This is a genomic window from Bacillota bacterium, assembly GCA_036504675.1.
GTDB lineage: Bacteria > Bacillota > Sulfobacillia > JAJYWN01 > JAJZPE01 > DASXUT01.
Map to the genome: position 1 here is coordinate 16,033 of DASXUT010000035.1, position 12,073 is coordinate 28,105.

Below are 12,073 nucleotides of genomic sequence, written 5' to 3' on the forward strand. Positions count from 1 at the left end.
CCGTATGATGTGACGTGGCCTCCCGGGCCACGGAGGGGGAATCCATGGATGCCGCTCAACAGGGGGGTCATCACGCCGCCGCCCGCGCTGGTGGCGGACCTGCGTAGGGGGGCCCCGGGGCAGATCATCAACTTGCACGGGCTCGACACCAGCGCTGCCCGCCGCCTGAACCTCGAGGTCATCGAGAGCGGCGGACCCCTGCTCTACTCCAACGATCCGGAGACGTACACCAGCCCCAACCGGGTCCTAGCCCGGGAACCGGCCTTGCCGGCTGGACCCTCACGGGTGTTCTTCCACCATCAGAACGGGACTGGGCGGGACCAGAAGTTGGCCGTGGTGGTCAGGGGCGGGCCGGGCGGATCGTGGCTGGCCATCCGCCGGCGCGGGCTGGCCGGTCCATGGTCCGACCCCCTCCCCGCCGGGCGGAGGGCCCTCTACCGCTGGCTCAGTGACGGGCAAACGTACCCGGCGCAGCGCCTGGCCGAAGGTGAAACGGCTATCCTCGACCCGGCTCTGGCGGCCACAGGAATCGCCCACGGACTCACCGTCAGCGGGATCATAGATTTGGACGTCTTTCCCGGCGGTCCTCCGGAAATGGCCGTAGTTGCCTGCGACCCGGAGGTCCTGGTCGAGAAAGCCTATCCCTCGCTGGCCCCCCACCCGAGGACCGGGCCGCCCTTCACCCGTGGAACCTCGTCGACCTGTGACCGGCAATTGAACACGTCGGCCGGCGGTGAGTTTGACCCCTATTACGATACGTCTTGGGGGGTGGCCTTCCTCCGCTGCGGCGACGGCCTGATCGACCCGAACTTGATGGTCTCGGACCACCTGACCCCGGTCGGGGGGCCTGAGCCGCTGCCCGGAAACTACGGCCTGCTCTACCGGATCCACCTGTGGGTCACCGCCAGCGACCGGCGGGACCTGGCGGTCTTGGTCAACCCCCGCGGCATGGATTTCGGCGGGGCGATCAAACTCCCGGCCGGGATCGATGCCGGTGGCGAAGTCTACCTGCCCTGGTCCCCCGACTCCCTGGCCGATCCCGGACTGGCCGTGATAGCCGGACGCTTTGTCCCGGGGGAAGGCATCGGGCTGTGGATGCAGTTCATGATCCCCGGGGGGGCGAATGCCCCGGTCAATCTGGCCCTGGTCCCCTATCACGGTGATCCGCCGTCGGGCCGACCCACGGCTCCTTGACCAGGGCCTCGGGTCTCGGCCCGCCGTCCGCCAGAAAGCGCCCGAGCTCACCAGCGGCTTCAAGGGCGGCCTTGTGCCCGCTAACCTCGCCCCTCTGGTCAATTCCAGGGAAGAATAACCCACCCAGGTAGGTGACGTCATTGGTCCGAAAGAAGGCCCGGACTTCGGCCCCGAGGCCCCGGAAGATCTCCGGATTCTTCAACCCCGATACGGCGATGATCGCTCCGAGACGTCCCCTCGGCCGCTCCTCGGGGTTTTTCTTCAGCTTGTACTTACCCACCCAATTCGCCTGGTTGCGGTCGAACATCGCCTTGGTCTGAGAGGTGCTTCCGGCGAAGAAGACAGGCGAGGCAATGATGATCCGGTCGGCCTCCCTGATCTTCGGGTAGAGCTCCTGCATGTCGTCCTGGACCACGCAGGACCCGGTTTGATCGCAGCCGCCGCACTCGCGGCAGCCCTCGTACTCGAGGCGGCTGAGGACGACCTTGTCGGTCTCGGCCCCGGCCGCCTGGGCCGCCGAGACGGCCTCGTCGAGGAGGATCTCGGTGTTCCCGCCGCGGCGCGGGCTGCCGAGGAAGGCCAGGATCTTGAGGGACGGTTGGTCACTCATGCTCCGCCCGCCTTCTCCGCCACGAAGTAGATGCGGGCGGTCTCGCTGTCCGGCGGGTCGAAGCCGTAGGCACTGTAGGCGGCGAGGATGGAGAACCCGGCCGCCCTGAGAGCCGCCTCAATCTCTTCGACGGTGTAGGCCCGCTCGCGGTGAACCTCCTTGAACTGGCGGTAGAGGTCGCCGTCGGAGCGCAGGAAGCCGGTCAGCCGGATCTCCCAGATCCGGTTGAGGGCGTGATAGAGGTTCTCCCAGACCAATGAGAAACCATTGTCCTCGACGAACATGGTCGTGTCGGGGATGTGGGAAAGGCGGTAGGCCGAGTTGACGTCGAAGATGAACAGCCCCTTGGGGTTAAGGGCAGCGTGGACCCTACGGCAGACTTCCTTGAGTTCGCCAAGCTCCAGGACGTAGTTGATGCTGTCGTAAAGGCAGGTGACCAGGTCCACCGGTTCTAGGAGGGAGAACTGGCGCATGTCGCCCTCCTCGAAGACGATAGGCAGCCCTTCGCGCTCGGCCTTCTCCCGGGCCTTGGCCAGCATCTCCGGGGAGCGGTCGAGGCCCATGATTTGGTACCCCCGCCGCGCGAATGGAAGGGTGCTGTTGCCCGTGCCGCAGGCCAGATCCAGGATGGACCCGGGACGATGGTCGAAACGCTGGAGAATGGCCTCAATGTAGTCAACCCAGAGGTCATATCCGACGTCCTGCATGACCTGGTCGTAGAGGCGGGCGAAGTGCTTGTAGGGCTGGGACAGGTCAACCTCCAAGGGGCTCACCCCCGGGTCCGGTGGTCGAGGCGAGGCGGTGCTCGTACCGCTCGAGGTGCTGTTCAATCTCAAAGCCCAGGGCGACGGCCCGGTTGACGGCGTCGTGCCCGGAGTCCCCGATCCAGGCTCTCAGCTCAGGGTGATGGGACCGCTTGGCCGCTTCGTTCAGGAGGACGCCGAGGACCCCCTCGTAGATGGGTCCGGCCGACTCCTCCGGACAGAGTTCGAGGAGGGCCCGGCCGTCCGGGGAGAAGGCTTGCAGACCGACAGGGGCGTCTCCCCTGCAGATCAGGCTCAGCGACTGGAAGGCGGCCTGCCACCCTGGGAGACGCTCGTTTCTCAGGACGGCTTCGGCGGAGAAGCTGGGCTCTTTGGCCCCCCGGCTGAGCTTACGAGCGAGCGAAGCCAAGTCGGCGGCATCGCTGCCGGGGCGGTAGGCCCGCAGGTGATAACCCTGAGGGAGTGGGACGGACGGTATCCGCTCCAGGGGATGAACCACTTGCCAGTATGCCCCGGCGAGTGAGAAGCCGTTCTTGGAGATGAAGGGGCCCAGAGTCGTGGACTCCGCCGGGATGGTCATCTCGGCCACCGCTGCGCCCCGCTCGGAGGCCTTGGACAACAGGGCCTGGAGGAGCTTACTGCCGATGCCCTGCCCGCGGTACCCGGGGCGGACGTACGGGCCGGCGATGGTCAAGCGCCCCGGCAGCTGGGGTATCCCGTTGGAGTCGAGCTCGCCATAGCCGAGGACCAGCCCTGACCACTCAGCGATGAGGCCGTCTTCCAGGTCCTCGGGATGGGTCCACCCGGCGATGAAGGCTGTCAACTGCTCGCGGTCGTCCGCACCGAGCCGTCGGAAGGCGACATCTTCTAGTGACAGGTAAAGCAGGATAGGCAACTCCTCATCCGAGTCCCGGAGGCGGACCACGAGTTCAATGGATTCAATGTCTTCCTGTCCGGCCCGCCGCCCGCGTCTGACGAGTTCCTCGGCCACGAGCCGGCTGATCGGGCGCCAATAGTCTTTTCCGGCCAAAGGCTCAATCTCGTCGCCGCCTTCAAAAGTCATGGCCAAGTCGGCATGGACCACTGTCGGCGGGACGCCGCGCTGTCGGGCGACCTCACCCAGACGGCCAAGAAGCCCCTGGATGTCCTTGAGCGTATGCCCGCGCTCCTTGAGGAGCGAGATGAGAAAGAGGGTCTGGAGGACGTCCTGGGGGTAGAAGCCGCTGCGCCCGCCCGCGGCCAGATTCCGAACCACCGCGTGGGGCAGCAGTCCTTGCGAGGCATAGAGCCGCAGGGTTCGGTGGTTGATGTCGATCCCCTGCTGTCTGGCGATCTTGATGAAGTCCTCAGTGGGGATCAGGCTCTGGGCCGGGTCGAAACCACTCACTGGACCAACCTCCTGAACCATGGGACTGTTGGGTAACGGGTAACCTCATGGTACACCCGACAACTGTCATGTGTCAAATAGGCATGAGCATGGATTCGTGGGGCCAGATTGACCCCGGCACGGGGACACCGATACGGCTGGGGCTCAGGCCGTCCCGGCGAACGCCGATCCGTCCGGCGGACGGCATTAATAGGCCAGGGGGCAACGAAAAACCCACGGCTCGGATTGGCGCCGCGGGCATGGCCGACTGATATCGGGCTCCGGAGGGCTCCGGAGGGCTCTGCTGGAGAGCCCGAGGCCCTGCGGGGTCCGCTAGGCCGGCTTGCGGAAGTGCTCCGGATCGGCAAAGCGGCCGTATTCCTTGAGGAAGACGAGCTCGACCGTGCCGGTCGGACCGTTCCGCTGTTTGGCGACGATGATCTCGGCGAGGTTCTTCTTCTCGGTATCCGGCTTGTAGTACTCCTCACGGAAGATGAAGGCGACCAGGTCGGCGTCCTGTTCAATGGCGCCTGACTCACGGAGGTCAGAGAGGAGCGGACGCTTGTCGTCGCGCTGCTCGACAGCCCGGCTAAGCTGCGACCCTATGACCACGGGGACTTTTAGCTCACGGGCCAATGCCTTCAGGGAACGGGATATCTCCGATATTTCTTGCTGGCGGTTCTCGACTCGCCCGCGCGTCCGCATGAGCTGGATGTAGTCAACGACGATCAACCCCAAGTTGTGCTCGGCCTTGATCCGGCGGGACTTGGCCCTTAGTTCCATGATCGAGACCGAGGGGCTGTCATCGATGAAGATGGGAGCGTCCGACAGCCGGCCGAGGGCGTGCGAAAGGCGAGGCCAGTCGGCGTCGGTCAGGTGGCCGGTCCTGAGCCGCTGGCCGTCGACGCCGGCCTCGGAGCACAGAAGCCTCTGAGCCAACTGCTCTTTGGACATCTCGAGGCTGAAGATGGCCACCGGCTGTGTCTTTTGGATGGCCGCATTCCTGGCTATGTTCAGAAGGAGGGTGGTCTTGCCCATCGACGGGCGGGCAGCGATGACGATGAGGTCGGATGGTTGGAGGCCGGAGGTTATCGCGTCGATGCCCTTGAAGCCGGTGGGGACCCCGGTGATCCCTTCCTTGTTGCTGTAGAGGAACTCGATCCGTTCGAAGGCGTCCAACAAGACACTCTTGATTGGCGAGTACCCTTCGCTGGCTCGTCGCTGGGCGATCTCGAAGATGCGCCGCTCGGAATCGTCGATGAGCTCGGTGACATCCTCGGCCCCCTGGTAGCCTCGACCGACGATGTCCGTTCCCACCGTTATGAGCTGCCGCAGAAGGGCCTTCTCCTCAACGATTTTGGCATAGTACTCAGCGTTGGCCGCCGTCGGCACGGCGTTGGCCAGAGCGGTCAGATAGGCTACCCCGCCGACGGCCTCTAGTTGGCTGCGGCGCTTCAGTTCTTCGGTCACGGTGACCAGGTCGACCGCCTCGCCGCGCTCGTGGACGTCGAGGATGGCCTGAAAGATTTCCTTGTTGGCCTCTCGGTAGAAGTCTTCCCGCTGTAGGACGTCGGAGGCCTTGATGATGGCCTCCCGCTCAATCAGCATCGAGCCCAGGACGGCCTGCTCGGCCTCGAGGTTCTGCGGCGGGATGCGGTCCAAAGACAGACTCAAGACCAATCCCCCCTGGCGGCACTCAATTGGTGGTGGTGTCGAGTGGGACCGGCGCGGACGCGTAGCTGAGGGCCTCTTCGACCGTGTCGACGGCGACGACCTCGATTCCTCGGACATCGGCCGGGACGTCCTTGAGGTTCTCCCGCGGGAGGATGATCCGTTTCATGCCCGCTTGCTTGGCCCCGTAGATCTTCTCGAAGATCCCGCCGACCGCGCGGGTGCGTCCCTGGATCGAGATCTCGCCGGTGACCGCAACGTCCTGCCGGATCGGGATCCGCTCGAGAGTGCTGTAAATAGCCAGGAAGACGGCCAGCCCGGCCGACGGCCCGTCGATGTTCCCCCCGCCGATGACGTTGACGTGGAGGTCGTAGGCCGAGATCTCCTTGCCGGTAAGGCGGCGAATGACCGAGGCGGCGTTGAAGACAGAGTCCTTGGCCATCGAGCCGGCGGTCTCGTTGAACCTGAAGGTGCCCTTGCCGGGCTCGCGGACCGGGAAGGCCAGAGCTTCCACTTCGATCACCGAACCCATGAACCCGTATACGCCGAGTCCGAAGGTCTTCCCGACCTCCGCCCGGTCGCTGGCCTTCTGGGGGGCGTTGGGAAGCATCCGGCCGACCTGGATGACCTGGAAGATGTGTTCCCGGGTCAGGCGGAGGCGCGGCTCGGGCTTCCGTCTGCCGGCGGTCGCCTCGGCCGCGGCCGAGGGGCCCGACGGGTGAGGGACCTTGGCCTCGTCGGCCTGCACCGGGTCGCTGGCCACGCCCCCGGCTGAGACCGGAGCCGTCACGGCCACCTCGTCTTCCCTCTCCTTCTGGGCTCTCTGGTAAAGGGCCAGACCGTAGGCGTCGGCCAGGATGCCGATGGCCTTCCGCCCCTCGATGGTGTACTCGCTGATGATCTCCTGGACCTTCTTGTCCACACCAACCCGGAGCTTCCGCCCGGCGTTGGCGACAATCTGCCGGATCTCCCCCGGCCCGAGCGGGTCGAAGAAGACTTCGGCGCAACGCGAGCGGATGGCCGGGTTGATCTCGGCGGGCTCCCTGGTGGTCGCCCCGATGAGGACGAAGTCCGCCGGAGCCCCTTCATCGAAGAGCTTCTTGACGTATTTAGGAACGTTCGGGTCATCCGGGTCGTAGTAGGACGAATCGAACCTGACGCGCTTGTCTTCGAGCACCTTGAGCAGCTTGGCCAGGAACATCGGCTCCAGTTCGCCGATCTCGTCGATGAAGAGGATCCCACCGTGGGCCTCGGTGACCAGCCCGAGCTTGGGCTCGGGGACGCCGCCGTCGGCCAGGTCGCGCCGGGCCCCCTGATAGATCGGGTCGTGAACGGAGCCGAGGAGGGGATTGGTGACCTCCCGGGGGTCCCACCGGAGGGTGGTCCCGTCGACCTCGACGAAGGGGGCATCGTTGGCGAAGGGGGAGTGCTTGAGGCGCTTGACTTCCTCGAGGCATAGGCGGGCGACGGTCGTCTTGCCGACGCCGGGAGGCCCGTAGAGGATGACGTGTTGGGGATAGGGTGAGGAGATCTTGGCCAGGAGAGCCTTGATCGCCCGCTCCTGACCGACCACCTCGGCCAGCGCGGCCGGTTTAAGGATATCCAGGGCCGACTTGGTCAGCTGCTTGTGTTCGAGCTTCTCCAAGACGGCGAATTTCTTCAGGGTCTGGGCGTTCTCCGGACCGGTGTCCTCTTTGATGATCTGCAGCTTGATCTCGCGGACGTAGTCTTCATGCCGCTGCTGCATGCGCTCGGCGATCTTCCGCTCGACTTTGTCCTCGACCGACTTGCGGGCAATGATGTCGGCGATCTCGTTCTCGATGCCATCGATTACCGATGGAAAGTCGGAGGGGCTCGCGGGCCCCTCGATGGTCGGGTCCTCAAAGACCACCTTCTGAAGGGCGAGGACCTGTTGAGCCAGGTCTTTGGAGCGCATGCCGTCAAGGGCCTCGAGCTTGCCGGCCCGAAGGATGAGCTTGTCAGACCCGTAGATGTCGGAGAGCAAGTTGAACAAGGCAGCCACCTGCCGCCGAGTCAATTCCTCGTCGGTGAGTTTGGCTCTGAGCTCTCCCCGGGGATTGGCCCGGACCAGCCGATCAAGAAACGGTTTCAACCAATAACCTCCCTGGCGCTGTGTCAATGCGGACCGGCCGCGTGGCCCTAGACGGCCTTGCCCGCTGCTTCGACGACCAGCTTGATGGTCACCCCGACTTTCGGGTGGAGGCGCAGCTGGACGTCATGGGCTCCAAGGGTCTTGATGGCTTCGGCGAGGACCACCCGGCGGCGGTCGATGTTGAGTCGGGTCTCCTTGGCGATCCCGTCGACGATGTCCTGACTCGTGACGGAACCGAAAAGGCGCCCGCCTTCCCCGGCCTTGGCCTTGAGGACCAAGGTCAACCCCTTGAGCTTGGCCGCCGCTTCCTCGGCCGCCTCCATCTCGTGCTCGGCCCGGTTCTCGAGCCTCTTCTTCTCGTTTTCGAAGTGGCGGACAGTCCCGCCGGCGGCCTCCGAGGCCAGCCCCCTGGGAAAAAGGTAGTTCCTGGCGTACCCCTCGGCGACATCGACCGTCTCGCCCTTGTGGCCGAGCGCCTTGATCTCCTTGAGCAGGACGACGATCATTGCTGGTTCACCCCCAACGTGGCTTATCGACAGCCGGCTACCTTTCGGGCCGGAGTCTCAGTCGACGGTAATCAAAGAGGAAATCGAAGATGCCGAACCACATGGCGAGGTTCATGGCCGCAGGAGCGATGAAGAGAAGGACGATGATCGTCACCCGCAGCCCTTTGGTCACTCCGAGCTTGGTCAGATAGAAGTAGGCGACCGAGAGGCCTTCGATGACGAAAATGATCGAGCACAGGTAGAAGAGATTGGTCGCCGCCGAAACGTAGGGCGCCAGGGCGGGGAAACGGCCGGAGGCTCGGCTGACCACCAGGGCCGGCGCCCAGACCAGCAGAATCGGCAGGAGGGGTAGTTGCCAGCGGGCGAAAGCCGGGAAGGGTTTCACGGACAGGCCGAACCGCGGCAACAGGGATTCGGCCAGTGCGTACTGCAACAGGGCATAGAAGAAGGCCGACCCCACCAGCAGAGCGGCCGCGTAGCGGGTGATGACCGTCCTGGTCCAGGCGATTTGGTTCTGGACCAGGGTCAGTTGGTCCGGCGGCAGGTTGGCCCCGTATGACTTGAGGACTTGGTTGTAAGAGGCCTCCATGACCGACCAGAGGTCGGTGGCCGGATTGCGGCCGGTGGTCAGGTAGAGCAGGCCGAAGATGAGGAGAAGGCCGGTGGCGAGACCGATCCCTCCCAGAAGGTAGGCGCGCAAAGGCTCCAGGCGTCGTCGGAAGGCATAGCCGTAGGCCAGGGCGACGAAGCCCATGGCCCCGACGATGGACACGGCCTGCAGGGGGCCGATGATCAGGGTGGTCAGGGCGGCGGTGACAATGAGGGCCATGACGGTGACCCTCAATCCGTGCCGCATCTGAAGGATGATCAGCGGAAGGGGCCAAAAGAAGAGGGAGATCGCCCCGACCGCCGGAATAATCGCTCCGGCTACCCCGATCACCACCGCCACGCCGGCCAGGATGGCGGCCTCAACGAGTGGTTTGGTTTGGCTTGTGGCTGGCACCGAGTCCCTAATACCTCCAGTTGAACCGGTCTAACGACAGGATTACCATTTCTTGCTCTTTAAAGCGGGTCATGGGCCGGCCACAGGGTTAAAAAATGGGCCTCGGTAAGGCCTTTTTGACCGGGGACCTGCCGCGTCTGAAAAGAATTCGCCGCCGTCATCGGTTCTCCTTTTGGTCATCTGGTGGGCGAGCGGCGCTCTTCGGGTCGAGTCGGCGGTCGCCTGAGGGGCCGTTCAACTCGGCGAGATGAGGATTGACGGCCCCTGACTGAAGGTGAGAAAGAGCGCCCGGTGGGCGCTCTCTTGGTCGAAGCATCGAGGCCAGAAACGGCTTTGGGTCGGGCTTGGGAAGGCTACTGCTTCCCCTGACCGAGAAGCTGACCCTGGTCGTTGACGGGAGCGGCCTTCAGGATGACGATGTCGACCCGCCGGTTCTTGGCCCGGTTGGCCTCGGTGGAATTGGGGACGACCGGCCGGTACTCGCCATAGCCGACGACGAAGAAGCGCGAGGCCGGAAAGTTCTTTTGATCTACCAAGTAGTGGACGACGTTGGTCGCCCGGCGGGCCGAGAGCTCCCAGTTCGAGGGGAAGTCGTGGGTGCTGATGGGCAGGTTGTCGGTGTATCCTTCGACGCTCACGTAGTTCGGGACCTGGGCGACGAAGGGCGCCAACTTGTCGATGATGACTTTGGCTTCACGGATGATCTCGGCGTCTCCGGGGTTGAAGAGGACGGCCCCGAGGCTGATGGTCAGGCCTCGGTCGCCGTAGTAGATGGAGACCGAGCCCTCGCCGCCTTCGGCTTGGGTCGCCTGGGCCATCGCGTTGCCCAGGTCTTCGAGGACATCGCCGGTCTCTCCGACCGGTATGGCCCCCCCGCCCATGCCGAGGCCCGGGCCGGGCGTCCCGGACATCCCGCCGGAAAAGAACGAGGCCCGCAGGGATCCGGCCAGGGTCTTGAATTTCTGGGCGTCGACCATCGACATGGAGTACATGACGACGAAGAACACCATCAGCAGGGTGATCAGATCAGAATAGGTCAGGAGCCAGCGCATCCCGCCGGCTCCGTCATGACCGCCGCCCCCATGCCCTTCGCCCTGGCCCTTCCTACTCACCCGGACCGCCGCCTTTCTCTTTGTCTTGCTCCTTGGCCGCCTGTTGGAGCTTCGGCGGGAGGAAGACCTCGAGCTTCTCGCGGACGATCCGCGGGTTCTCGCCGGCCTGGATGGAGAGGATGCCTTCGAGGATCATTTCCTTGATGAGCAGTTCGACCTTGCTCTTCAGCTTCAGCTTGTTGCCGAGGGGCAGCCAGAGCAGGTTGGCCGTGCCGATGCCGTAGAAGGTGGCCAGGAAGGCCACGGCGATACCCTTGGACAGCGCGGCTGAGTCCTCGATGTTGCCGAGGACAGTGATCAGCCCGACGACGGTGCCGATGATCCCCATCGTCGGGGCGAAACCGCCGGCCGTCTCGAACATGCTGGCGGCGGTATTGTGGCGCTTTTCGAGGAAGACGATCTCCGTCTCGAGGATGTTCCGGACGAGCTCAGGGTCGGCCCCGTCGATGACCAGGTTCATCCCCCGGACGAGGAACTTGTCCTGGGTGTCCTTGATGAACTCCTGAAGGATCAGCAGACCCTCGCGGCGGGCCTTCTCGGCGAACTCGACGAGGAGGTCGATGAACTTCAGGGGGTCGGTGTCCTGTTTCTTGAAGGCCAGGGTCATGACCTTCGGCAGGGCGGCCACGTCCTCCATGGAGTAGGAAATGATCGTGGCCCCGAGGGTTCCCCCGATGACCAGGATGAAGGCCGAAGGCGCCAGGAGCGACCTCAGGTTGGTGCCTTCGATGATCGACGACACCAGCAGGGCGCCCCAGGCTCCCACTAGGCCGATTACGGTGGCAAGGTCCACGGCTTAACCCCCTGAAAAGTAAGAGCCTTCCGCACATATTGTCGGAAGGCTCGAGACGATACTTTAGCCGTTATGTAACCCTGCCGCCCGGGCGGCTCGCGCCCAGCCCCTTATTCCTGGGTGAAGGGCAAAAGGGCGATGTTCCTAGCCCGCTTGATCGCCATCGTCAGCTGGCGCTGATGCTTGGCGCAGTTGCCGGAAATCCGGCGGGGAAGGATCTTGCCCCGCTCCGACAGGTACCGGCGCAGCCTGGGCACATCCTTGTAGTCGATGTCCTTGATCTTGTCCACGCAAAAACTGCAGACGCGGCGCTTTGGCCGGCGACCCTTCTCTCGGCGAGGCCGGGACTCGCGACGCGGACCACGGTCACCGGGGCCCCCAGGGCCACGGTCGGACGGGCCACGATCGCCGTATGGTCCCCTCGGGCCGGCCGGTGCCGGGCCGGTGGGGCCGGGAGCACTCGCCGGAGCGGGAACCGGGCCGGTTGGGACGGCGCCCTCAAGTTTCTCCATGTATGCTCACCTCAAAATGGGATGTCATCTTCGGAAACCTTGACCTCATCGCCGATGTCATCGGCGGAGCCGGTTGAAGGTGCGGGGGCGGGCGCGGACTCTTTCGGACGATCGAGGAAGTGGAAGTTGTCGGCGACGACCTCAGCGGCCCGCCTCTTTTGACCGTCCTGGGTCTGGTAGGAGCGGACTTGGAGGCGCCCCTCGATGGCCACCAGCCGGCCCTTGGAAAGGTGCTGGGCACAGTTCTCGGCGAGCTTCCTCCAGGTCACGATGTCGATGAAATCGGTCTCTCGCTGGCCGGATTGGCTGGTAAAGGGCCGGTCGACGGCCAGTGTGAAAGTGGCCACCGGCACCCCGTTCGGCGTGTACCGGAGCTCGGGTTCTTTCACCAAGCGTCCAATTAGGACGATCCGGTTCAACAAGGCGTGT

At 64.5% G+C, this 12,073-nt stretch carries 11 protein-coding genes and 1 pseudogene; 1 reads left to right on the plus strand and 11 read right to left on the minus strand.

Annotated features, from left to right (window positions below):
• Nucleotides 1–48: 48 nt before the first annotated feature.
• Nucleotides 49–1,194, plus strand: coding sequence for a hypothetical protein (locus VGL40_02630; protein HEY3314165.1), 1,146 nt, complete (start codon nucleotides 49–51; stop codon nucleotides 1,192–1,194).
• Here VGL40_02630 and VGL40_02635 read toward each other — a convergent pair.
• From VGL40_02635 to VGL40_02685, 11 genes and pseudogenes are all read right to left on the minus strand, one after another.
• On the minus strand, nucleotides 1,133–1,804 hold the full coding sequence (locus VGL40_02635) for a flavodoxin family protein (GenBank protein HEY3314166.1): 672 nt from the start codon (nucleotides 1,802–1,804) through the stop codon (nucleotides 1,133–1,135). The genes VGL40_02630 and VGL40_02635 overlap by 62 nt on opposite strands.
• Nucleotides 1,801–2,568, minus strand: coding sequence for a class I SAM-dependent methyltransferase (locus tag VGL40_02640; protein ID HEY3314167.1), 768 nt, complete (start codon nucleotides 2,566–2,568; stop codon nucleotides 1,801–1,803). The genes VGL40_02635 and VGL40_02640 overlap by 4 nt, the downstream gene beginning before the upstream one ends.
• The gene (locus VGL40_02645; GenBank protein HEY3314168.1) at nucleotides 2,558–3,955 is read right to left on the minus strand and encodes a GNAT family N-acetyltransferase; all 1,398 of its coding nucleotides are present in this window, start codon (nucleotides 3,953–3,955) and stop codon (nucleotides 2,558–2,560) included. Before VGL40_02645 ends, VGL40_02640 begins: the two co-directional genes overlap by 11 nt.
• Nucleotides 3,956–4,267: 312 nt before the next feature.
• Nucleotides 4,268–5,608 carry a replicative DNA helicase gene (dnaB, locus tag VGL40_02650; protein ID HEY3314169.1) on the minus strand — a complete coding sequence of 447 codons (1,341 nt, stop codon included), beginning with the start codon at nucleotides 5,606–5,608 and terminating at the stop codon, nucleotides 4,268–4,270.
• Between the two features lie 22 nt (nucleotides 5,609–5,630).
• The gene (gene lonC / locus VGL40_02655; protein ID HEY3314170.1) at nucleotides 5,631–7,718 is read right to left on the minus strand and encodes a Lon family ATP-dependent protease; all 2,088 of its coding nucleotides are present in this window, start codon (nucleotides 7,716–7,718) and stop codon (nucleotides 5,631–5,633) included.
• Between the two features lie 47 nt (nucleotides 7,719–7,765).
• Nucleotides 7,766–8,224 (minus strand): 50S ribosomal protein L9, encoded by a 459-nt coding sequence (gene rplI / locus VGL40_02660; GenBank protein HEY3314171.1) that lies wholly within the window; start codon nucleotides 8,222–8,224, stop codon nucleotides 7,766–7,768.
• A gap of 37 nt (nucleotides 8,225–8,261) precedes the next feature.
• Nucleotides 8,262–9,227, minus strand: a complete 966-nt coding sequence (locus tag VGL40_02665) for a DUF2232 domain-containing protein (protein HEY3314172.1) — start codon at nucleotides 9,225–9,227, stop codon at nucleotides 8,262–8,264.
• A 353-nt stretch (nucleotides 9,228–9,580) separates the two neighbouring features.
• Nucleotides 9,581–10,339, minus strand: coding sequence for a flagellar motor protein MotB (locus tag VGL40_02670; GenBank protein HEY3314173.1), 759 nt, complete (start codon nucleotides 10,337–10,339; stop codon nucleotides 9,581–9,583).
• Nucleotides 10,332–11,132 carry a flagellar motor protein gene (locus tag VGL40_02675; protein HEY3314174.1) on the minus strand — a complete coding sequence of 267 codons (801 nt, stop codon included), beginning with the start codon at nucleotides 11,130–11,132 and terminating at the stop codon, nucleotides 10,332–10,334. Before VGL40_02675 ends, VGL40_02670 begins: the two co-directional genes overlap by 8 nt.
• 110 nt (nucleotides 11,133–11,242) lie before the next feature.
• Nucleotides 11,243–11,470 (minus strand): annotated as a pseudogene (rpsR, locus tag VGL40_02680) (30S ribosomal protein S18).
• Between the two features lie 185 nt (nucleotides 11,471–11,655).
• Nucleotides 11,656–12,066 carry a single-stranded DNA-binding protein gene (locus VGL40_02685; GenBank protein HEY3314175.1) on the minus strand — a complete coding sequence of 137 codons (411 nt, stop codon included), beginning with the start codon at nucleotides 12,064–12,066 and terminating at the stop codon, nucleotides 11,656–11,658.
• Nucleotides 12,067–12,073: the final 7 nt, after the last annotated feature.

Excerpts from the sequence above, each read along its gene's own strand:
- rplI (HEY3314171.1), bottom strand. The coding sequence starts at position 8,224 with ATGATCGTCGTCCTGCTCAAGGAGATCAAGGCGCTCGGCCACAAGGGC.
- VGL40_02630 (HEY3314165.1), top strand. The coding sequence starts at position 49 with ATGCCGCTCAACAGGGGGGTCATCACGCCGCCGCCCGCGCTGGTGGCG.
- VGL40_02635 (HEY3314166.1), bottom strand. The coding sequence starts at position 1,804 with ATGAGTGACCAACCGTCCCTCAAGATCCTGGCCTTCCTCGGCAGCCCG.